This is a genomic window from Pseudomonas agronomica (assembly GCF_025917275.1).
In the GTDB taxonomy this organism is placed as follows: Bacteria; Pseudomonadota; Gammaproteobacteria; order Pseudomonadales; family Pseudomonadaceae; genus Aquipseudomonas; species Aquipseudomonas agronomica.
Genome location: NZ_JAOSHO010000008.1, coordinates 13,043 through 35,122, shown reverse-complemented (window position 1 = coordinate 35,122; position 22,080 = coordinate 13,043). Strand labels below are relative to the sequence as shown.

General features: G+C 58.8%; 16 protein-coding genes and 1 pseudogene. 15 read left to right on the top strand and 2 right to left on the bottom strand.

Annotated features, from left to right (window positions below):
* The first annotated feature begins 80 nt into the window (after positions 1-80).
* On the top strand, positions 81-1,046 hold the full coding sequence (locus OC610_RS01705) for a LysR family transcriptional regulator (protein ID WP_264426245.1): 966 nt from the start codon (positions 81-83) through the stop codon (positions 1,044-1,046).
* Between the two features lie 72 nt (positions 1,047-1,118).
* Here OC610_RS01705 and rtcR read toward each other — a convergent pair whose 3' ends face one another.
* Complete coding sequence (gene rtcR / locus OC610_RS01700) at positions 1,119-2,738, bottom strand: RNA repair transcriptional activator RtcR (protein WP_264426244.1); 1,620 nt, start codon at positions 2,736-2,738, stop codon at positions 1,119-1,121.
* A gap of 202 nt (positions 2,739-2,940) precedes the next feature.
* Between rtcR and OC610_RS01695 the strand changes: the two genes are divergently transcribed.
* The 8 genes and pseudogenes from OC610_RS01695 to OC610_RS01660 all read left to right on the top strand — a co-directional run bounded on the left by OC610_RS01695 (position 2,941) and on the right by OC610_RS01660 (position 10,959).
* A complete protein-coding gene (locus tag OC610_RS01695; RefSeq protein ID WP_264426243.1) occupies positions 2,941-4,167 on the top strand; it encodes an RtcB family protein in 1,227 nt (408 codons plus the stop codon).
* A gap of 3 nt (positions 4,168-4,170) precedes the next feature.
* Positions 4,171-4,581: pseudogene (locus OC610_RS01690) on the top strand (RNA 3'-terminal phosphate cyclase); the annotation flags it as partial.
* 77 nt (positions 4,582-4,658) lie between these two features.
* The gene (locus tag OC610_RS01685) at positions 4,659-6,032 is read left to right on the top strand and encodes a sigma-54 interaction domain-containing protein (RefSeq protein WP_264426241.1); all 1,374 of its coding nucleotides are present in this window, start codon (positions 4,659-4,661) and stop codon (positions 6,030-6,032) included.
* A 183-nt stretch (positions 6,033-6,215) separates the two neighbouring features.
* Positions 6,216-7,364, top strand: coding sequence for an iron-containing alcohol dehydrogenase (locus tag OC610_RS01680; protein WP_264426240.1), 1,149 nt, complete (start codon positions 6,216-6,218; stop codon positions 7,362-7,364).
* A gap of 75 nt (positions 7,365-7,439) precedes the next feature.
* Positions 7,440-8,882, top strand: coding sequence for a hypothetical protein (locus tag OC610_RS01675; protein WP_264426239.1), 1,443 nt, complete (start codon positions 7,440-7,442; stop codon positions 8,880-8,882).
* Positions 8,883-9,325: 443 nt separating this feature from the next.
* Positions 9,326-9,541 carry a tautomerase family protein gene (locus OC610_RS01670; protein WP_201181601.1) on the top strand — a complete coding sequence of 72 codons (216 nt, stop codon included), beginning with the start codon at positions 9,326-9,328 and terminating at the stop codon, positions 9,539-9,541.
* Positions 9,538-10,194 (top strand): DsbA family oxidoreductase, encoded by a 657-nt coding sequence (locus OC610_RS01665; protein ID WP_264426238.1) that lies wholly within the window; start codon positions 9,538-9,540, stop codon positions 10,192-10,194. The genes OC610_RS01670 and OC610_RS01665 overlap by 4 nt, the downstream gene beginning before the upstream one ends.
* Before the next feature lie 51 nt (positions 10,195-10,245).
* Entirely contained in the window at positions 10,246-10,959 is a 714-nt protein-coding gene (locus OC610_RS01660; RefSeq protein WP_264426237.1) for an SDR family NAD(P)-dependent oxidoreductase, read from the top strand.
* A 431-nt stretch (positions 10,960-11,390) separates the two neighbouring features.
* On the opposite strand, the gene OC610_RS01655 is transcribed toward OC610_RS01660, so the two are convergent.
* Entirely contained in the window at positions 11,391-11,987 is a 597-nt protein-coding gene (locus OC610_RS01655) for a TetR/AcrR family transcriptional regulator (RefSeq protein WP_264426236.1), read from the bottom strand.
* Positions 11,988-12,443: 456 nt separating this feature from the next.
* Between OC610_RS01655 and OC610_RS01650 the strand changes: the two genes are divergently transcribed.
* From OC610_RS01650 to OC610_RS01625, 6 genes are all read left to right on the top strand, one after another.
* On the top strand, positions 12,444-13,460 hold the full coding sequence (locus OC610_RS01650; protein WP_264426235.1) for an SDR family oxidoreductase: 1,017 nt from the start codon (positions 12,444-12,446) through the stop codon (positions 13,458-13,460).
* Positions 13,461-13,534: 74 nt separating this feature from the next.
* Complete coding sequence (locus OC610_RS01645) at positions 13,535-15,028, top strand: class I adenylate-forming enzyme family protein (protein WP_264426233.1); 1,494 nt, start codon at positions 13,535-13,537, stop codon at positions 15,026-15,028.
* Positions 15,018-15,629, top strand: a complete 612-nt coding sequence (locus tag OC610_RS01640; RefSeq protein ID WP_030138880.1) for an HAD-IB family hydrolase — start codon at positions 15,018-15,020, stop codon at positions 15,627-15,629. Before OC610_RS01645 ends, OC610_RS01640 begins: the two co-directional genes overlap by 11 nt.
* Positions 15,630-15,632: 3 nt before the next feature.
* A complete protein-coding gene (locus tag OC610_RS01635) occupies positions 15,633-17,423 on the top strand; it encodes an FAD-dependent monooxygenase (RefSeq protein WP_264426231.1) in 1,791 nt (596 codons plus the stop codon).
* 74 nt (positions 17,424-17,497) lie between these two features.
* Complete coding sequence (locus tag OC610_RS01630) at positions 17,498-18,577, top strand: acyl carrier protein (protein ID WP_264426230.1); 1,080 nt, start codon at positions 17,498-17,500, stop codon at positions 18,575-18,577.
* 85 nt (positions 18,578-18,662) lie between these two features.
* Entirely contained in the window at positions 18,663-22,079 is a 3,417-nt protein-coding gene (locus OC610_RS01625; RefSeq protein ID WP_264426229.1) for a polyketide synthase family protein, read from the top strand.
* The last annotated feature ends 1 nt before the right edge of the window (position 22,080 follow it).

Here is a 22,080-nt window from a genome sequence, read left to right as displayed (position 1 = left end):
GTGATCATTATTATTAGGCCAGCGTGTTTTTGTTGTTGGGCACAGGTTGTTGAATAGGGCGCCAGAGGTAAATAAGCATTATGGAAACCCCACTTTCCAATTCCGGAAACCCGCCGCCGAAAGCGCCGCAACGGGCGCCATTGGCCCTCAGCGGGCTGGACTTCAAACTGCTCAAAGTCTTCAAGGCCGTGGTCGAGGCGGGCGGCTTCAGCGCCGCGCAGAATGAGCTGAATGTGGGGCTGGCAGCCATCAGCAAACAGATTTCCGACCTGGAAATCCGCATCGGAATGCGCCTTTGCACACGGGGGCGAGAGGGTTTTCACCTGACGGAAGAAGGACGCCTGGTGTATCAGGCGTCAATCGATTTATTTGCCTCGGTCGACAACTTTCGCGACCGACTTAGTTCCGCGCAAAACGAACTTGTCGGGGACTTGGGCGTTGGCGTTATTGATAACACGATCTCCGATACCAACTCCCCGTTAGTTGCCGCCCTTAGACGAATCAATGAACAGTCGCCCAAGGTCAGGTTTCAACTTCAGGCCACGCAACTTGATGAAGTTGAAAGAGGTGTCGTCGAGGGCCGGTTGGTAGCGGGAATCGTGCCGATTTATCAAAAGCGCGAAGAATTCGACTATTACGCACTTTATGAAGAACGCTCGGAGGTTTATTGCGCCGTCGGTCACCCGCTGTTTTCCATGGCGGATGCGGACATGGGCGAAGATGTGCTCAAGGAGCACGAGTGCATCAACCATCGCTATGCGGTTCATCGCGACAAATTGAAATTCGCCCGCTACGACAGCTTTTCCGCGTCGGCCACCCAAGTGGAAGCCGTTGCGCTGCTGATCAAGACGGGCCGTTTCCTGGGCTTCCTGCCCCAGCATTACGCCGCGCCGATGGTGGCGCGGGGAGAGTTTCGCGCCGTTCGTCCGGACCTGATCAACATTGTCACGCCGTTCAGTCTGATCCTGCGCCATAACATCGTGCGCAGCCCCTTGGTCAAGGCATTTGCCGAGGCACTGGGCGTGGATTTGAAAGTTACGGTTTGATTGTTTGTTGTACGCAACACTTTGTTATTCGATGGAGGATCAAGAAGGGCATCGGCGTGGTCTTCCCGACGCTCAACGACGCGGCGCTGAAAGTTCGTGAACCTGGCTCCAGGTGATATTGAATCGAGCCAGGAATTTTCGGATTCGATCGGAATCGTTAGGCGATGCCTTGGCTGTCCGGCTGTGGGCGAAGAGCTTGCGCCCGGCGTCTGCCTGGCTTGCCGCTGTGCGGCACACCCTCAAGACCGACTCCAGTTGCAGGCGATCGAACAGGTCGATCTCAAGTCCGGCGTTAGCCAAGTGCTCGGACAATGGATCGGAGGTTGCCGGCAATCGCCAGTCCTGGCGCAGTCGCTCCAACTCATCCTCCACAAGCGCCATGTCGATGCGGCCGCTATCCGCCAGGGTCGCCATGCGCGTGATTGACGCTGAGAGCTGCCTGAAGTTTCCGGACCAGTTCGCATCCCTACTCGTGGCGAACGACAAATATCGGCGCCGGGCTTCGGCACTGAAGCGAACCCTGTGGCCGTTGTCCCTGGCATATCGCTGTAGCTCGAAATCGATGTTTGGTTCGATGTCCTCGCTGCGGTTGGCCAGGCCAGGCAGGACGAATGTCCAGATGTTGATCCTGGCGAGGAGGTCCTCGCGGAACTGGCCTTCGTTGACACGCGCTTGCAGGTCTCGATTGGTACCGGCGATCAAGGTGAAGTCAGACTCGACTTCTTTATCGGAGCCCATCGGCAAGAATCTTTTTTCCTCGATTGCTTTCAGGAGCATCGCTTGTTCGTCGAGCGGCAGCTCGCCGATCTCGTCGAGGAACAACACGCCCTTGTGTGCCGAGCGCAACAACCCTTCTCGCGCCTGTTGCGCGCCGGTGAACGCACCTTTGGTATGGCCAAACAACGTCGACATCGCGGTATCGCCGCGCAAGGTGGCGCAGTTGACCTCGACGAACGCGCCATCGACCTGGTGGCGACCACGCTTGAGTTCGTAGATCTGCCGCGCCAGAAATGATTTTCCCGCCCCCGTGGGGCCGCTGATCAGGATGGGAGCCCGGGATCGAGCGGCGACCCGTTCAATCTGCTCGATGGTCCGGTTGAACGCCGCGTTGCGCGTCGCAATGCCGGACTTGAGCAACTCCGTGCCTTGCAGGCGTTCAGCCTGGAATCGCTTGGCGATCTGGTCGTAGCGCTGCAGGTCGAGATCGGTGACGACGTGTCTGCCTGCCGGGGCAGAATCGTCCTCCCGCGCGCCACTGGGTTGGGTCTGTATCAGTTTGGCGGGGATGTGGCGGGACTCGGCCAGCAGGAACCAGACGATCTGCTGGACGTGGGTACCCGTGGTGATGTGGACAAGGTAATCCTCGCCGGCGGTGTCAAACGGATAGCCCGCCGCGAAGTCATGCAGCGAGGCATACACCTCCTCGAAATCCCAGGGATTTTGCAGCGCCATGGGGTGCAGGCGAACCTCGGTTTCAGGCGATACCTGGGCGATATCCGCCGCGACTTTCAGGGCAAGATCGGTATCCCACCGCGCTTCCCCGTGAATCAGTTCAAGCCGATCGATCAGCAGGTCGGGCTGTTGGCACAGCGAGAGGGTGGGGCGCCATTTGTTCCAGCGCTGCGAACCTTTTCCCACACGGTCGAGCTTCGATCCTAGAATTCCGATGGCGACTGTCTTTTTGGCGCGCATTGCGATCTATCCTGAAAGATATGTTCCGATAGAAAAGTATAGATATTTTATCGTTTTATCGCATCGCAACGGGGCGCAGAATGCTTTAAAAGATTCAATAAACATTTATAAATCAATTAGATAAATAATTTTTGCTCCGCCAACGATCAAATTGGCATGCCGCTCGCTATGGAGCTCCCACACAAAAAACAGGAGCGAAACAATGACCACCCAAACCTATCAATTGCTTGAAGTCGAAAACGGCAAGCCGATCAAGATGTGGACCCGTGGTGTCCCGGTCGAGCCGGAGGCCAAGCAACAGCTGATGAACACTGCGCAGATGCCGTTCGTGTTCAAGCACATGGCGGTCATGCCCGATGTTCATCTGGGGAAAGGCTCGACGATCGGCAGCGTGATCCCGACCAAGGGTGCGGTGATTCCCGCAGCCGTCGGGGTCGACCTCGGGTGCGGAATGTCGGCAGTGCGCACTTCGCTTCGCGCCGCCGACCTTCCCGATAACCTGTTTGGCCTGCGTACGGCCATTGAGAAAGCTGTTCCGCATGGACGCACTTCCGGGCGCAACGGCCGTGACAAGGGAGCCTGGGAGACCACGCCGCAAATCGTCGACCAGGCCTGGTCGGCGCTCGAAGGCCGGTTCGACCTCATCACCGACAAGCACCCGCGCCTGAAAAAGACCAACAACCGCAAACACCTCGGGACGTTGGGCACCGGCAACCATTTCGTCGAGGTGTGCCTGGACGAAGCCGACCATGTCTGGGTGATGCTTCACACCGGTTCCCGTGGCGTAGGAAACATGATCGGCACCTACTTCATCGAGAAGGCCCGCGAGGAAATGCGCAAGCACATGGTCAACTTGCCTGACCAGGACCTGGCCTACCTGCGCGAAGGCACGTCCAGCTTCGATGACTACGTCGAGGCGGTCGAATGGGCCCAGGACTTCGCCAAGCAGAACCGCGCGGTCATGATGCTTGCGGTGCTCGACGCCGTGCGGTCGATCATCACCAAGCCTTTCGAGTCCCGGCTGGTCGCCGTCGACTGCCACCATAACTATGTGGAGCGGGGCACCTATTTCGGTGAGGACATCCTCCTTACGCGCAAAGGCGCCGTCTCTGCGCAGAAGGGGCAGATGGGAATTATCCCGGGGTCAATGGGCGCCAAGAGCTTCATTGTGCGAGGACTGGGGAACGAGGAGGCATTCTGCAGTTGCTCGCACGGTGCCGGCCGAGTGATGAGCCGTACCAAGGCGAAAGCGGTGTTCACCGTCGAGGACCAGGTTCGGGCGACCGCCCACGTCGAGTGCCGCAAGGATGAAGCCGTCATCGACGAAATCCCGATGGCTTACAAAGACATCGACGCGGTCATGGCGGCCCAGCGCGACCTGGTGGAAGTCGTCCATACCTTGCGCCAAGTCGTCTGCGTGAAGGGCTGATCGATGAGCCAAGATCTGATTCTGATCGACGGCACCCATGGAGGAGGGCAGGTGCTCCGTACCGCCCTCAGCCTTTCCATCATTACCGGTCGAGCGTTCCGGATGACGGGGATACGCGGCAAGCGCTCCCGTCCCGGATTGTTGCGCCAGCACCTGACCGCGGTGCAGGCTGCGGCTGAAATTTGTGGCGCCAGGATCCTCGGGGCGGAACTCAACTCGACAGCCATTGAATTCCGGCCCGGGAGCGTAAGGGCAGGGAACTATTCATTTGCAATCGGGACCGCCGGCAGCACGATGCTGGTGTTGCAGACCTTGCTGCCTGCGCTCTTGCAAGCTGATGGCCCCAGCACAGTCCGGATCAGCGGCGGGACGCATAATCCAGCCGCACCTCCCTTCGATTTCGTTGAATCAGCGCCAATCGTTTGTGTCGCCTCAAACCGCGGCTCTACGTTTACACTTGACGGCCATGCCCCCAGGAAGGAACGTCCCCGGTGAACCTCAACGACGCCAGTTTCGAAGAGCTGCTCAACGCTTTGCATGACGGCGTCTACATCACCGATGGCGACGGCAAGACGTTGAAGGTCAATCAGGCCTATGAGCGCCTGACCGGGCTTAGCGGCGCGGATCTCATCGGCCGATCCATGCGGGAGCTGGTGAAGGAGGGCGTCATTTCGCAATCGGCTACCTTGAGGGTATTGCAGGGCGGTCGGCCGGTGTCGGTGATGCAGAGCCTGAGCCAGGGCAAGAAGCTGCTCGTCAGCGCCACGCCGATTCTCGATGCTGGCAAGCGGATTTCATACGTGGTCAGTACCGTGCGCGACATGACGGAACTGCTGCGCATGAAGCATGAGCGCGATGAGCTGCAACAGCTCAAGCAACTGCGCAACAGCACCGCGAAGCTCCACGCCGGCCAACGAGACAATCTCCTGCGCTCGCCGCTGATGGCCGATCAGGAGGTGTCCGGCCGCGTCCTCTCGCTGGCTCGCCAGGTTGCCAGCAGCTCGGTCAAGGTGTTGCTCCAAGGCGAAACCGGCGTCGGCAAGACTCTCGTCGCGCAATTCATCCATAACGCCAGCCCCCGTGCCAGCGAACCCTTCCTCGCACTCAACTGCGGCGCACTGCCGGAAAACCTGATCGAAGCCGAGCTGTTTGGCTATGTGCCCGGAGCGTTCACCGGCGCCGGCCCCAAAGGCAAGCGTGGCCTGCTGGAGCTTGCGCATCACGGCACCTTGTTTCTCGACGAAATCGGTGATTTGCCGTTGCCGGTGCAGGTCAAGCTGCTCAAGGTGATCGAAGAAAACCGCTTCATTCCGGTGGGTGGCCTGGAGCTGAAGGAGGTCGATGTGCGCATCATCAGCGCCACCCACCATGACCTCAAGCAGCAGGTGGCGCAAGGCCGTTTCCGGGCTGACCTGTATTACCGGCTCAACGTGGTGCCGATCCACATTCCGGCACTGCGCGAACGTCGGGAGGAGATCGCGCCGCTGCTGCATTACTACCTCGACCGGTTCAACGCCCGCTATGAACGCCAGGTCCAATGGAGTCTCGAGGCCCTCGACCTGATGTGCGACTACGACTGGCCTGGCAACATCCGCGAGTTGATCAACCTGGTCGAGCGGCTGGTGGTGACCAATCAGACCGGGACCGTCGAGGCGCTTGATATGCCGGAAGAGCTCCTCGACCTCAATCCACCCAACACCAGTGACACTGGCCTGCCGCTGCGCAAGGTACTGGAAAATGCCGAGCGCAGTGCGATTCGTGCCGCGCTGCTTACGCACAAGACCACGCGCCTTGCGGCCAAGGCGCTGGGGGTGAGCCAGGCCACGGTAGTGCAGAAAATGAAACGCTGGGAACAGTCTGATTAGGATCCTGATCAGACCCAGCCAAATCGATCAGAAAACTAATCGCCACTGGTCCGTAAAAACCCTCCTGCTCTCGTGAAAATCGCGCAAAGCCCCGTGCAATAAGGGCCTTGTGGGCATTGGCACGCCTTTCGCTATCTCCTGTGGCACGTCTTCCAATAAAACAACATCAACTGGACGAGCCCGATGAATATCTCTGCTTTCAAAATCGCTAACAAATTGATCACCGGACCTGGCGCAATCGAGCAGCTTGGCGCGGAACTGACGCGCCTGGAGGTCAAGAATCCGCTGATCGTCACAGACGTCATCCTAGTGAATTCCGGCACCGTTGATCTCGCGCTCGCGCAACTCGGCGACCGCCGCTACGGCATTTTCGACCAGGTCAAGCCGGAGCCTGAAGTGGCCATCGTCGAAGACTGCACCCGTGCTTATCGCGAGGGCGGCCACGATGGATTGATCGCCGTGGGTGGCGGTAGCGCCATCGATATCGCCAAGGGCGTCGCGGCGTTTGTCGGACATGCAGGTCCGCTGAGCGAACTGTTCGGTGTTGATCTGGTGAAACGCAAAGGCCCAGCGTTGATTGCCATTCCGACGACTGCCGGCACAGGCTCGGAGGTCACCAACGTGGCGATTTTTTCCGACAAGCAAGCGCAGTTGAAGAAAGGCATCGTCAGCGATTACCTGCTGCCCGACGTGGCCTTGGTCAGCCCGGCCATGACATTGACTTGTCCGCGCAGCGTGACGGCGGCCAGTGGTGTCGACGCACTTGTGCATGCGGTCGAGTCGTATATTTCGGTAAACGCTTCGCCGATCACCGATGCCATCGCCCTGGGCGCGATCAGGCTGATCACCAAGGCGCTGCCGAAGGCTTATGCCAACCCAACCAACCTGCAGGCTCGGGAAGACATGGCCACCGCCAGCCTGATGGCCGGCATGGCGTTCGGCAACGCGGGGGTAGGGGCGGTGCATGCGCTGGCGTACCCGCTGGGCGGGCGGTTCAACATTGCCCACGGCGTCAGCAACGCCTTGCTGCTGCCGTATGTGATGGAGTGGAACAAGACTGCCTGCGTCGAGCGTTTTCGCGACATCGCCGAAGCCATGGGCGTGCGCGTTGAGAACCTGAGCGACAAGAATGCGGCAGACCAGGCCGTCAGGGCCATGGCCGATCTATGTGCCGCCGTGGATATCCCCTCTGGCCTGCGCAGTTTCAACGTGCCCGAAGACGCTATCCCCGCGATGGCCGACGAGGCCAGCAAGATCGACCGCCTGATGCGCAACAACCCGCGCAAGCTGACCGCCGCCGATATCGAGAAGATCTATCGCGCTGCCTATTGATCTTTGTCACTCACGACTCCGGTGCTGCCGGAGCATGCGCCCGCCATTACAAATCCAATAAAACAGGTGAACCGAATGTCCGACACTCCTGCGCAACGGAGCGAAAGCCCGTACATCCCGCTCGGTCCTTTCAAGGTCCGGCTACCGTTTATCCACTACAAGATCGAGCTTCCAGACTATCTCCAAGGCTTGCTCATGTGCGCCGTGGACCTGGCGGCGATTCCGCTGATGACCGAACTGCTCGGCATGCCTTTTGAGGTTGCGCTCGCCGTCGTGATGCTCAACGGCTTGCTGTACCTCGCGCACCATTTGCTTGGCGACCCGACCGTACCCGGATGGATCACCCCGGCGGTGCCGCTGTTGATGGCCTACTGCGCGCAGTTTCCGATGGGCTCGGAGCGTGTCCACGCCTTGATTGCCTTCCAGTTGATGCTGGGGATTTTTTCAATCGCCCTGGGGGCGACCGGCATGGCGAAGAAGGTGGTGGAGTATGTACCTTCGGCGATCAAATCGGGGATCATCGTCGGCGCTGGCTTGAGCGCGGTGATCGCAGTATTCCAGGTCGGCGGTAAATTCAATGTGCTGCCCTGGACCATTTCCATTGCGGTCGGTATCGCCTTCTATTTGATCTTTTCCCAGCACTTCAACGAGCTCAAGCAACGCAACCGTTTCTGGTGGAACTTCGCCAAGCTCGGCATCTTGCCGATCGTGCTGCTAGCCGTGGTGATTGCCCCATTGTTCGGTGAAGCGCCCTGGCCAACCCTCCAGTGGGGCATCAGCCAACCGGATTTCGCTGGCCTGTGGAACAACTACACGGTATTTGGCCTGGGCATGCCGCCGCTCTCGATGTTCATCTCCGCGCTGCCGACCATGCTCGCGGCCTACATCATCGTGTTCGGCGATGTCCTCAGCGCGAAATCATTGCTCGACGAAGCTGAAACCGTCCGCACCGACGAAGTCGTCGACTACAACGCCGATCGCGCCCACCTGATCTTCGGCGCACGCAATGCGTTCATGAGCATCTTCGGCCCGGACGTCGCGATGTGCGGCCCGAAATGGGCGGCGATGCTGGTGGTGGTGATCGAGCGATTTAAAGGCGGACCGAAGGCGATGAAGTCGATCATCGGCGGAGTCGGGTCGTTCCGTTGGGGGACCAACAGCGGTCTGCTGCTGTTGCCGGTCGTGACGTTGGTGCAGCCGATCCTCGGTGTAGCCCTGTCGCTGACGCTGCTGATCCAGGGTTACGTGAGCGTGCGTTTGGGCATCCTTGAAGCGCGTAGCCAGCGCGACCTGGGTATCGCCGGCGTGATTGGAGCGGTACTGGCGATCAAAGGCGCGAGCTGGGCATTCGGGATTGGCGTTGTGTTGTGCTTGCTGATTTATGGCAAGAATTTCTTCAAGGGGGAGGTGGATGGGACGTTTGCCAAGGATTTGAAGGCGGTGGGTGGCAAGCCGGGCAAGGATGTCGAGCCGGTTATGGTGAACAAGCGGGTAGTGGGGGAGGCTATGGCTGATTGATCGGGTTGGTATGCCCTGAACGGTATGGGCGCAAGGCGCATTGCATCATCGGGAATCCTGCTGGCGATCCGGTCCGGCCAGGCCGTACGCCAGCAGAACGCACCATGATTCTCGATGAGTCGAGCTGGGACGATAATCATGGCCCTTGTTATCCCGGCGGTTTGCACTACGCCGATGACAAGATCGATGCGTTCCTGCAAAGCCGGGTCTAGAGTTGGTGGGAAAGTCGCCGAGCGTCGATGAGGCCAGGCGAAGACGGGCGAGGAAGGTCCTAGGTTTGCGCCCGACTTTGCGGGTGTTTATACGTTATCCCCCGATGCATTTATTACACCGCATTACAAATGATGTTCCTTTCCCTGTATTTATTCATTCAAGGCAACATTCTAAAGTCCACTCCACTTGCCGCCTATCACTTCGATTGGGGACGAACTGGAGATTTTTGCATGCCTTTCATCAGCGTTCGTATCACCCGCGATGGCGTTACCAAGGAACAGAAAGCTCAGGTAATCGCCGAAATCACCCAGACCATGCAGACCGTCCTCAACAAGGACCCGCATCTCACTCATATCGTGATCGAGGAGGTGGATACCGATAACTGGGGCTATGCGGGCATCACCACCACCGAGTACCGCAAAAATCTGGCGGAATCTAAATCGTGACTCAGCCCGTCAAAATCGACTTTGTGTCGGATGTCGTGTGCCCGTGGTGCGCGCTTGGCGCCACAGCGCTGGAGCAGGCCATAACGAATCTCGCTGGTGAAGTCGCCGTCGAGCTGACGTTCAAACCCTTCGAATTGAACCCGGATATGCCGGTCGAGGGCGAGCACGCAGTCAAGCACATGATGCGCAAATATGGTCGCAGTGCTGAAGAGGTAGCCTCTCGCAATGAAATGGTGATCGCCCGTGGCGAGGCCATCGGCTTTCATTTCGATCTGGAAAAACGCAGTCATTTCTACAACACCTTCGACGCCCATCGCCTTCTGTTTTGGGCGGTAACGGAAGGTCGCCAGATCGAACTGAAGAAAATCCTGCTCAAGGCGTATTTCACCGACGGCCACAACCCCAGCAACCACGAAACCCTAGTACGTCTGGCCGGTGAAGCAGGACTTTCCACCACCCGCGCTCGCGAGGTGTTGGCAACCGGGATGTTCGCCATCGAAGTCCGTGAGCTCGAGAGCTTCTATCGTGAGGGCGGGATCAATTCGATCCCGGCCATGGTGCTGAACGGTCGTCAGTTGGTGGCTGGATCACAGTCAGTTGAACAATACGAAGAAGCCCTACGGCAGATGGCGCGAAAGCCGGCTACTGCCTGATGGCTTAGCTTATTCACTTAATTCGCATTCATTAATTATCAGGAAATTATCATGAGCAATGCAAAAAAAGTCGTTGTGGTGACTGGCGCATCCCAAGGTCTGGGCGCAGGCATCGTCGCGGGTTTCCGCAAACTGGGTTATCAGGTCATCGCGACGTCGCGCTCGATCAAGCCATCCACCGATCCGGACATCCTGACGGTAGTCGGTGACATTGCTGATCCGACCACTGCCGAGCGCATCATCCGGGAAGGCGTGGCTCGCTTCGGCCGCATCGACACCTTGGTGAACAACGCCGGGATCTTCCTGGCTAAGCCTTTCACCCAATTCACCGGTGAAGAATATGCTAACAATGTTGCCACTAACATGGGCAGCTTCTTCTACATGTCGCAGCAGGCCATCGCCCAGATGGAAAAACAAGGCCAAGGTGGTCATGTGGTCAGCATCACCACCACGCTGGCCGAGCACGCCATCGATGGCGTACCTTCAGTACTGGCATCGCTGACCAAGGGCGGCATAAACGCAGCCACCAAATCCCTGGCAATCGAGTATGCCAAGCGTGGCATCCGCGTCAACGCCGTATCCCCAGGCATCATCAAGACCCCGATGCATGGTGAAGAAACCCACGCAGCTCTGGGCAGCCTGCACCCAGTAGGCCACATGGGGGAAATCGCCGACATCGTCGGGGCCGTTCTGTACCTGGACAGCGCCGCATTCGTGACCGGGGAAATCCTGCACGTCGACGGCGGCCAAAGCGCCGGTCACTGATAACAGAAGTTCGCTAGACCACACAAAGCGGGCGACGGTTGGAAGCGATTCATTTGAACCGGATCCCCCGATGTCGCTTGCACATCAAGCCCACTGCCTGATGACTCGGGCAGTGGGCTTTCATATGGTGATTACTGCGACTTCAGCGTCTTGTTCGAAAACGTATCGACCAGGCTCGCGATTTCATCGGGCTTCTCATCAAGGGCGAAGTGCCCGGATTCCAGCACGTGAATCTCAGCTAAATTCGGATTTTAGGATGCAAGCGACACAGGTGGAGTAAGCGCATAAACATCTCGTTTAACATAATATACATTATGCGCACATTCGTGTTTAGGATTGGTCACCCTGACAGACCGCTTTTCAGCGTGCTCACGACAGCTTTCAAGCTCCATCTCCGTATCAATCATCGCTTACCTGACTGCATCCCACATCTACAACGGCTCCGCCGTTTGAATCAGTGAATTGAGCACCAGCTTGATTTCCGCAGCCGGATCTTTATGCCCCTGCAGGATCAAGCCTTCCGACAATGCGGTGAAAGTTCGCGCCAGTGCTGCGTATGCCAACGGAGGCTTCTTGCCGGCGTGATTGAAGATGATCGTGATCAGTCTTCCTAACGCCTCGCTGTTTTCTTCATGCAGGTCGTAATAATGCTTTGCGAACTCGTCATCACGCAAAGCGATCAACTGCATTTCGGCGTCGAGGATGGCGCAGTTGGTATTGTTTTTAAGCGTGTCGATGTAAGCATTCAGGCCTTGAGTCAGTTGCTCTGCGGTGTAGCCCGCCGCCAAGGTGCTGCCCAAGCGATCTATCTCGACTCTCTTGAAGCGCTGGGTAAGTTGAAGCAACAGTTCCGACTTGCTTGAGAAGTTTGAAAAGAATGCACCTTTCGAATAGCCGGCCTCTTCGGAAATTGTATTCACGCTGGCGGCATGAAAGCCTTTCTTGATCATCAGATCCGTAGCAGTGTCGAATAACTTATCTCTGGTTACTTGCTGACTTTCCTCTCGCCCCAATCTCTTCTTGATCACGCCCTCGGCTCCTTTGGCCCGATGTATATATTTGTAACTAGATGAAACGAATCAACGATTCAGCTAGCAAAACAGGTGTTTTCTACCTTACCACCCACCTTGGCTGTTTGCATTTAAAGTTTTGGAAGTGGCATCTAATGACGACGCATTCCAGGCTGTAACAGACCTTCGCAGGAAGACAATTTTCGGCCGGATTCCAGGGGCAAGCGCTGTGACACACCCTTCCCGCCCAGCGTGAAAAATCGCTGGAGTGCCTGGAAAATGGCGTCACTCGCATGACGAACACACTGAGACTTGCCGTCTCAGGCCCGAGCTAGACACCTCGTCTTTGTTCTTTTCACTAAATACCGCTTGATTTCCAGATACCGAATGGTTTTTACTTGCGCCGTTGGATCATCCGACACCTGTCCAGCGCCAACCGTGCCCGGGCAGGTACCTCAAAGGAGCTGGATTTTAATGGAATATGCCTTTGTTACAGGCGCTACAGGCCTGCTCGGAAATAACGTCGTCCATGCGCTTTTGAAACGAAACATCAAGGTCAAGGCCCTTGTACGCTCCGTTGAAAAAGCCAGGAAGCAATTCGGCGACCTGCCTGTTGAGTTGGTTGAAGGCGATATGCTCGATGTTGGCGCGTTTAGCCATGCGCTGGAAGGTTGCGACGCTTTGTTTCATACCGCCGCGTACTTTCGCGATAGTTACAAGGGCGGAAAACATTGGCAGAAATTATATGACACCAATGTGACCGGCACCGAGCGCTTGTTGCAGGCCGCTTATGCCGCTGGGATTCGCCGTGCCGTCCACACTTCCTCCATTGCGGTCCTGAAGGGCGACAGGGACGAGGTGATCGATGAAACCATGTCACGTGATGAAGCGGAAGCTGACGATTACTACCTGAGCAAGATCCTGTCCGAGCAGAAGGTTCGGGAGTTCCTGTCGTTGCACCCGGACATGTTTGTCGCGATGGTGTTGCCCGGCTGGATGTTCGGCCCTGGTGATATTGGTCCTACCTCGTCAGGTCAGTTCCTGCTGGATTTTGTCGGACAAAAGTTGCCTGGCGTTCTTCCAGGCAGCTTTTCGGTGGTGGATGCCCGGGACGTGGCGGAACACCAAATCGCGGCGATTACTCGCGGCAGATCGGGTGAGCGTTATCTGGCCGCCGGCAATCATATGGACATGAAAAGTATCTTCCGGGCGCTGTCCAGTGTCAGCGGCGTACAAGCACCTGAACGCCCTGTCCCATTGTTCATGCTACGGCTCATCGCCTTCGTCTATGAATGTTATTACCGCATCACGAAAAAGCCTGTGCTTATCAGTACTTCCACGGTCAAGCTTATAGAGCAAGAGCAAGGAAGAACGCACTTCAGTCACAGCAAGAGTTCAAGCGAATTGAAATGTGCATTCCGTCCCGTCACGGAAACACTGACCGATACGTTGGAGTGGTATCGGAAAAACAATTACCTGCACGTTAATTGAACCCATTCAAACAGTAGCCTGCCTCTGCAGTACTTTTTATCTAACCATGACTTCAAGGATTGAGAGGTTGGTGAATGAAAAGCCTTACCCATAAAGAAGGTTTTCTGCATCGTTTCGTCGATTTTTCCCATTCATTTCCCGAGCAGATCGCTATACGGGACTTGGATGCTGACGAAACTGTCACATACCGGGACCTGCGAATCAGGGCTGAAGAATGCAACGGCTTTCTCCACGCCCTGAAGGTATCGCCAGGGGAAAAAGTTGCCCTTGTGCTACCCAACAGCGTGGATTTCATCGCCTATTACCTGGCGGTGATTGGCCATGGTGCTGTCCCGGTGATTCTCAACTACAAACTGACGGCATTCGAGCTGGGCAATGTCCTGGGCATTTCCAAACCATCGCTGATCGTCACGACTGGCGCTCTGTTTGAGCAACACCAGGACCTATTCCAGCCGACCCACGCCTTGATCGTGGGCAATGGCGACGAGCCGCTTGAAAACGCCACGGTTGAAGCGACGCTGCCACGCCAGGCCCAGCCCCTGTCGCTACCAGACGATAACCCGATTGTCTCGATGCAGTTCACCTACCGTGGCATCGGCAAGCCGCTGGCGGTCTGTCACCGGTACCTCGACCTGACCCAGTCAAGCGATGGGTTGCATGAGCAGTTTCACCCCCAGGGCGTAGGGTCGGTTCACCTGGTGACACTGCCGCTGTACGCGATCTTCGGGTTGTCGGTGATGATGGTGTTCCCGCTGAGCATCGGCGCCACGTTGCTGATGACCAACACCCTGCTCAATCGGGACTTGGCGCAAGTGTTGTCCGAACACCAAGTCACCTTTGCCTGCCTGGTGCCGGACGTCATTCGTTATTTCAATTCGCGACTCGCCAAGCGCAAAGGCCCGCGATTGCCGCTGCATCCTCACTTGATGATGTATTCCGGCGGCAGTCATCTACCGGCCGATGAAGGCGAGAAACTCGGCAAGTTGTTGGGATGCGCGGCTGTACTGCAAGGCTACGGGCTGACCGAAAGCATGCCGGTGATCGTCCAGAGCTCTGTCGGCGAGGTTCATCGCGGCGCCATGGGACGACCGATCAGTGGCGTCGAACTGCGGGTGGTCGACGCGCAAGGGCAGGACGTTGTCGCTGGGCGTATCGGCGAGCTGTTGATACGCGGGTCGATGGTCATCCCGGGCTATGAGGCTGCGCCAGAGATCAATGCGCGATTTTTCCGGGACGGCTGGCTGCACACCGGCGACCTGGTCTGGCGAGACGAAGAAGGCCATGTCTTTTTCTATTGCCAGCGCCTGCGCATCTCGAAAATCAAAGCACAGATGGTCGATCTGGCGGAAATCGAATCCGTCGCCCTGAAGCACCCCGATGCGGTGCGTGCCAGGGCCTACATCGTCCCGGACCATAAGGAAGTCAATGTCTTGCACTTGTCAGTGGAAGGCGACGGTGAGTTGAGCCAGAACAGCGTGACCACCCTGCTCTCGCGTTACCTCTCCGGTTTCAAATTGCCAAAAATCATAGAGATTGTCCCTCTCAAGGAAGCGCTTCATGCACGCTGACAGCACACGACCGGTATTGGCCGTTTTCGATTTCGACGGCACGTTGACCGACAGGCACACGTTCTGGCGCTACATGCGCTTCATCGTCGGAACCCGGGCGTTCTGGCTCAGGATCATTCCCCTGTTGCCAAAAATGCTCAGCGTCATCCTGGGCATTACGCCGTTGATGCAAGCACGACTGGCCTTTATCGCCTGTTACCTGGGTGGCCTGACGGTGGAGCAGGAGCGCGAGCACGCGAGGTTCTTCATCACCGAGCAATTGCCACTCTGGCTGAGGCCGCAAGCGTTGCGCCGCCTGCAATGGCACCAGTCCATGGGGCACGTGACCGCGTTGGTCAGCAATTCGCCGGAGAACTACTTGATCCCGTGGGGCCACGCGGTGGGTTTCGACCACGTATGTGGGACCCGGTTGGCGACGGCCAAGAACAAGCTGACGGGCGGAATCTCCGGTACCAACTGTGTCGACCGGGAGAAAGTCGCGCGGCTCCGGGACTGCTTGAGCAACCTCGATGACTTCTACATCTACGCCTATGGCGACTCGTCCGGGGACGACGCGCTGCTCGGCATCGCCAACTCTCCCTTCTACAGAAACTGGTACTGATCGATGAACACTCTGAGCACTTCGGCCCCCAAGCATTTCAAACAGCCGGGCAACGCTGCGACGGTGATGATCGTCGGTGCCGGCCCCATTGGTCTGTCGCTGGCAATCATGTTGAAGCAATGGGGCGTGGCGTTTCGCATCATTGAAAAAAACGCCGGCCCCTCGACCGCGACCAAGGCGATGGCGATTCATTCCAGGACCCTGGAAATCTTCCGCGACCTCGGCATTGCCGAGCAGGCGCTGGCCGACGGTTTTACCATCAACCAGTTTTCGGTCCAGTCCAATGCAAAACGGGTGCTGAACTACAACTTTTCCTACCTGGACGCCACCTATCCCCTGCTCCTCAGCTTGCCGCAGCCGCAGACTGAAAAGATCCTGCTGGAGCGTCTGAACCTGCTCGGTGCGGATGTCGAATGGAACACTGAACTGGTCGATATCGAAAACCAGCCAGGCGCCGTGCACATGGCACTGCGTCATGCCGACGGCACCGAAGAACGCTTCACCAGTCGCTGGGCGGTCGCCTGTGACGGCGCCCGCAGCAACATCCGAAAACGCCTGGACATGACGTTCGAGGGTTCCTCCTACGACCGCTTCTTCATGCTGGCCGACGCCGACATCGAGTGGTCAGGCAGCAAGGATGAAGGCGCGTTTTTCCTTGGCGCGCAGGATGGGTATGTCGCGGTCGCGCCGATCAGCGACCAGTCCCGTTATCGCCTCTTTATCGAGATGCCCTACAACCTGCCGCCGGAAGGCGAGCGGCCGCCCCTCACCCTGGAGAATTTCCAGCGATTGTGCGAGGGGCGTGGACAGAAGATGACCCTGTCCAATATCTCCTCGACCACCATCGCCTCGTTCCAACATCGCCGAGTGCAATCGCTGCAGCAAGGCTCGATCTTCCTGGTGGGCGACTCCGCGCACATCGGCAGCCCGATCGGTGGCCAATGGATGAACCTGGGCATTTCCGAAGCTTATAACCTGGCGTGGAAAATGGCCTATGTTGATCAGGGCCTCGCCGATCCGTCGCTGTTGGAAAGCTACAACGACGAACGCTACCCGGTTGCCCTCGAAGTGGAAAACACCGCGCATCGCCTCACCGGGCTGATTACTGTCAGGCATCGCGCCCTGGTCTGGTTGCGTGACAATGTCCTGCCGTTGTTGAGCAACCGCCAGAAGATCCAGCGCAAGCTGCCGTCAATGATTTCCGGCCATCAATACCACTATGGCAAGAGCGAATACATCCAGGAATCGCTGACCAAAAAGCAGCGCAAGAGCTGGGGCAGGAAAGGCAGGAAAACCCCGTATCAGGCCCCCGCCCCTCGCTCGGGACAACTGGCACCCGATGTCGAGCTGTGGCAACACCAAGGGATGCCGCCCAAACGCCTGATCGATCTGTTCCAGGGCACCTTCACGCTGCTGATTTTCAGCGCGGCGGATCAATTTTCGCCGCTGTTGCCAAGTCATTACTCGCTGGCCGGCTCGGTGGAGCGCGACTACCCGGCGATCAAGGCGTACTGCGTGGTCGATGCCCTGAGCAGCGTCGGGTTGCCGGCGGAGCAATCCACCCTGCTGGACCCTGACTGGCGCCTGCACAAGCGTTATCACGCCAAGGAAGGCACGTTGATGCTGATCCGGCCCGATGGCTACATCGCCTTCCAGGGCGCCGATGCGATAACGCTGATGACTTACCTGAGCGTGAGGTCCGGGTTGCTCAAGGGCGCCGGGAAGACAGCCTTTTGCGAAATCGATGCGGTGGAGCTCCCACTTCAAGTCGTGACTGCCGATCTGCCCTGCTGATGCTCATGGCCCAGCCCTGGGCCATGCCTTGATGACTGAATAGAACCTACTCACTTATGGTTAAGGAGAACCTTATGCGCTTGCAGCTCAACGACGTCGTGCAGGAGTTCATCGTGTCCAACGGGAAGATAGCCCACAGCTATTTTTCACTGTCTGAAAAAATCATTGATTCCCTTTGCGAATCCAACATTGCGAAGGAATCCATCCTGATGCGCCTGCTGGAGCAGGCCGAAACCGTCACCGCGCACTACTTCAACGCTCATCAACAGGTGCTTGAGGGCGTCTACGCCCACGGTGTCCAAGCGCCTGTCCAGGACGACGTCGCGGCGCTTGAGCCGGTTATCTCGCAGCCATCGGTGCTGGCCGCGGCGCCGGTCGCCGAACAGCTGCCTGCACTCACCTTCGCGCAATGGCTGCGTGCGGAAATAAGCACGGTCACGGGCTTCAAAAGCGAGCAGATCGATTTCGACCAGAGCTTTGAGAGCCTGGGCATCGACTCGCTAGGGCTGGTCGATATCTTCGAGTCGTTGGCCCAGCACTTCCCGGAAAAGAAAGACCTCACTTCGCAGCTTTTCGATGCGCCGACACCGACGGCCTTGCTCGCCAGGCTAGAGGCCAACCCCCAGGCACCGGCAATGGACGTCCAGGCCTGGGTCCTTGATCAACTGGCCGGCATCACCGGTTTCACGGTCGATCAGCTCGATCACCAGCAAAGCTATGAAAGCCTGGGAATGGATTCTCTGGTGCAACTGGATTTCCTCGAGTCGGTGGTCGCGCTGTGGCCACAGCTCAAGGCTCGGAGCAGCGAGTTGGCCAACGCCAAATGTGCGCAGCAAACCATTGCGCTCATCGAAGACACCCTTGCCAATGACGCGCCACACAGCACTGCCGATGAGCCTGCAACCCGCACCGCAGACGCATCGACGCAGATCGGCGAGGTGTTGCTCGGCGCCCTTTCGCCACTGGTCGCGGACGCGCCATCGGCAGTGGATGTCGAGACGCCCTTTGCCCAGTTGGGGCTCAACGGTTTTGATCGGGAGGCGCTTTGCCAATCGATGGCCCAACGGTGCCCCGACAGTGAGTTCGCCGGCGAAGCGCTGATGTCGCGCCGCACGCCACAGGACGCGCTGTCGCTCCTGGAGAGAATGGGCTGAAGCCCGCTGGCAGGCGCTGCCAACACATGGAATGGAAACCGGGTGGCCGACAGGTCACCCAGCTTTATTGAATCAGGAGATAGCAATGAGTGGCGCGGTAACGACAGAGGGTGACTTGTGCTTCAGCGCGATGGCTGGCGAATTCCCGGGAGCGCCTTCGACGGATGCCCTGTGGGATGTGCTCCTCCAAGGCGAGATAGCATCCATCCAGGCCATGCCGGCACGTTGGGAGCTGGATAAAAGCGCGATATTTTCGGCCAAGGCTGGCGAGAAGGACCGCACCTACATGGACAGTGCCTTTTGCCTGACCGACGATGCATCGATTCCCTCGCGTCACGATGGCCGGCAGGTGGCGATCGGCAAGAAAGTCCTACGCACGCTGCTCGCTCAACTGGCGGCCCAAGGCTCGGTGCTGGATACCAAGCGCACGGCACTGGTGGTCGCCACGTCATGGTGCGACGAAAGTTATTTCGCGACAGGCACCGCGAACAGCGCCACCGCGCCTGTCGGGTTCACCCCGGGTGAACAAGTGGCCGCACTGGCCAGCGCTTTCGCCTTGGGCGGGCCGGTGTTGTCGGTGGATACCGCCTGCAGTTCCTTCCCCTATGCGATCGACATGGCCAAGGCGTTGCTCAGCAGCGGCCAGGCGGATAACGCGATCGTGATGGCCTTGAACACGGTCCTGCCGCCCGCGCTGTTCCTTGGCTTCTCGCAACTGACAGCATTTTCCGCCCGGGCCAGCATGCAGGCGTTCGGTCAGGACGCCGACGGCATCGTGCCCGGAGAATGTGCAGCGGCTTTCCTGGTCGAGCCAGTTTCCCAGGCATTGGCCGCCCGGCGGCAGCCGCTGGGGGTCCTGCGGGCGCTGGGCTTGTCCGCCGACGGCGCCGAAGGCTCGGTGTTCGCGCCGGGCAAACAGGCTCAATATTGCGCCTATGAGCGCGCCTATAGCGACCTGGACCCAGGCAGCGTCGACTATATCGAGACCCACGGCACCGGCACCCCGTTGGGTGACGCCACCGAGTTGGCCTCCCTGGACAGCTTCTTCGCCGCCCATCGCAACACCGGCGAAAAGTTGACCATCGGCTCGATCAAGTCCGTCATCGGCCATCCGCTGGCCGCGGCCGGAGGTGCCTCGCTCGCCAAGGCGCTGATGATCCTGCGCCACAGGCGCGTCCCTCCCCAACCCGACTACCGTCCCAGCACGAAAGTCGACGAAACCTGCCTGCAACTTGCCACACGGCAACCGCAGTCCCTGGCGGATCGCCAATCGGCGATCCGGATCGGAATCTCCAGTTTCGGCTTTGGCGGCGCCAACGCGCACCTGGTGGTGGATGAATACATCGGCGACGGGCACGCGCCCGCCGCCCAGGCAGTCCCGGGCGTGTTGACACTCGACCTCGCCGTTGTCGAGGCGGAAGCCGCCTTCAGCGGTTGTGATTCATTGCAGTCGTTCCAACAACAGCTCGATCAGCCACCCGCGCCCGCCGTATTGTTTCCTTACGGCCGCTTCGTCGACTACAGCGGCGACCTGACTCGGCCGTTGTCCGGGAAATTCCTCGCCCAGGACCAGCTCATCGACATCGCAGGTTTCGGCATGGGCCCCAAGCCCCTCGCCCATGTCGACCCGTTCAAACTGCTGGTTACCGATCGGGTGAACCACCTGCTGCGACGCCTGCCGGGCGTGGCGGGCTCCGCCGACACCGCCATGGTGATGTGCTGCAACATGGGCGGCGAACGGTTCAGCAATGCCTACAGCAGCGCCCAGCAGTTCTACGCCCGAAGCCAAGGCACACCGCCAGGCGTGGAGGTGACGGACGTGGCGACCATGCTGCCGAACATGCTCTCCGGTTATCCGGCGCAGATTTTCGACTTCAAGGGATTCCACCAGACGCTGGCCGGTACTCCAGGTCTGTTCTGGCAGACGCTATTGGCTTCCCGGCAATGGTTCAAGCAAGGCATTTCCACCCTGCTGCTCGGCGCCGGGCGGTTTATCAGCGGCGAAATCGAAATCGATCGCGCCCTGCGCAGTGCGACGGAACAAGGTGAAGGCCTCGGCGTGGTCGCCCTGCGTCCCTATCAGTCTGATTCCAGCGATACGCCGCTGCTGGTGATTCGTGCGGCCGTCCTCGCCCATGCTGCGAAGTCCTTGGACGAAGCGTGCCGGTTGGCAGGCAAAACGCGCGACCAATATGCGCACGTCGAGGTCTGCGAACTGCAACCGGAAACGCTCCGGTCCAATGGACCGCTGCGAGAAATGACCGGCTTCCTGGCGGAAGCCAGCGGCATCGAGACCTTGCTGGCAGTGATGTTGAAGGCATCGGCGCACACAGTGATCGAGGTTCGCGAAGGCGGCAAACCGGTCATGTGGCTGTTCACCGAAAAACTCCGGGACTGGAAACCGGTGCCGGCCGAGCTCGCCCCTCCCCTCAAGCACCCGTTCACCCTGCGTTTCGCTCATCAGGCGCCGCGCGCGTTGCAACCGCTCGTCGCGCCTGCGCGCCCTGCCCAACTCGTCCGTGAACCACAGCACGACGGCGTCGACGTCCTGCAACTCAGCGACATGCTGACGAGCACGGTCCTGGCCGTGTTGCGCGTTCGCGTCCGCGCCATGGAAGGGCTCTTCGCCTTGCACCAGGGGCCGGCGACCCAGCAGCCGACGCAATGGCCTCGCCGTCCCGAAAACACCGTGATCGCTCACGTTCAACGGGCCCCGCGTTCGCTGCGCGCACAATTGCTGGTGGATGAGGCGCACCCTTATTTCTTCGACCACCCGCTGGATCATGTGCCCGGTATTCTCCTGCTTGAGGGCGTGATGCAATTGATCGAGCAGGCCATGCCCCCGCTCAACGGTCGCGTCGCCTACGTCAAGACGCTGGGGATCAAGTTCCAGCAATACGTGCAGAAGGAAGGCATCATCGACCTGCACCTGGAGCAAGACCAGGACGCCCATGTCTTCCAGGCGAAGGTCATGCAGGGTGGGAAATTGATGTGCACGTGCGTGCTGGGAATGGCCTACAACTCGGCCTTCGAAACCGCACCGCCCGGCGAATTTACCGCCCGCCGGTGTGGCAACAAGGCGTTCCTGCACAAGGCCAGGGAAGAGAACGTGATCGTCAGCGAAATGAGCTCGGCGGCCCAGGGCTTGAGCGTCGACACCGTCAAGCTGCCCGAGGGGCACTTCTTCCACGAGGGCGACCCCGCGCATTTTTCGATGGTGTATTTCCTCGAAATCGCGCGCCAGTGCTACATGCAGATCGCCCACGGCCATCTGCAGATTCCGCTCAATATCCCCATGAACCTGTTGGCCCTGAGTTTCAGCCTGGACCGGCCCATCCCCCGCAACAGCCCGCTTTCGCTGGCACCGCAAGCCGGCATGGAAGCGCAGTTGCAGTCCTTCAAGACCAACCGTATCCACATCGATCTGTTCAACCGGGGCGAAAAAATCGGCCAGGCGAATATCACCGCGCAGGTGTTGAGCCAAGCCGCGCCTGCCGCCTGAA

Bases quoted from the DNA above. Each gene is read 5' to 3' on its own strand.
- OC610_RS01640 (WP_030138880.1), top strand. From the start codon at position 15,018: ATGCACGCTGACAGCACACGACCGGTATTGGCCGTTTTCGATTTCGAC.
- OC610_RS01675 (WP_264426239.1), top strand. From the start codon at position 7,440: ATGTCCGACACTCCTGCGCAACGGAGCGAAAGCCCGTACATCCCGCTC.
- OC610_RS01645 (WP_264426233.1), top strand. From the start codon at position 13,535: ATGAAAAGCCTTACCCATAAAGAAGGTTTTCTGCATCGTTTCGTCGAT.
- OC610_RS01680 (WP_264426240.1), top strand. From the start codon at position 6,216: ATGAATATCTCTGCTTTCAAAATCGCTAACAAATTGATCACCGGACCT.
- OC610_RS01650 (WP_264426235.1), top strand. From the start codon at position 12,444: ATGGAATATGCCTTTGTTACAGGCGCTACAGGCCTGCTCGGAAATAAC.
- OC610_RS01670 (WP_201181601.1), top strand. From the start codon at position 9,326: ATGCCTTTCATCAGCGTTCGTATCACCCGCGATGGCGTTACCAAGGAA.
- OC610_RS01705 (WP_264426245.1), top strand. From the start codon at position 81: ATGGAAACCCCACTTTCCAATTCCGGAAACCCGCCGCCGAAAGCGCCG.
- OC610_RS01635 (WP_264426231.1), top strand. From the start codon at position 15,633: ATGAACACTCTGAGCACTTCGGCCCCCAAGCATTTCAAACAGCCGGGC.
- OC610_RS01660 (WP_264426237.1), top strand. From the start codon at position 10,246: ATGAGCAATGCAAAAAAAGTCGTTGTGGTGACTGGCGCATCCCAAGGT.
- OC610_RS01625 (WP_264426229.1), top strand. From the start codon at position 18,663: ATGAGTGGCGCGGTAACGACAGAGGGTGACTTGTGCTTCAGCGCGATG.
- OC610_RS01630 (WP_264426230.1), top strand. From the start codon at position 17,498: ATGCGCTTGCAGCTCAACGACGTCGTGCAGGAGTTCATCGTGTCCAAC.
- rtcR (WP_264426244.1), bottom strand. From the start codon at position 2,738: ATGCGCGCCAAAAAGACAGTCGCCATCGGAATTCTAGGATCGAAGCTC.
- OC610_RS01695 (WP_264426243.1), top strand. From the start codon at position 2,941: ATGACCACCCAAACCTATCAATTGCTTGAAGTCGAAAACGGCAAGCCG.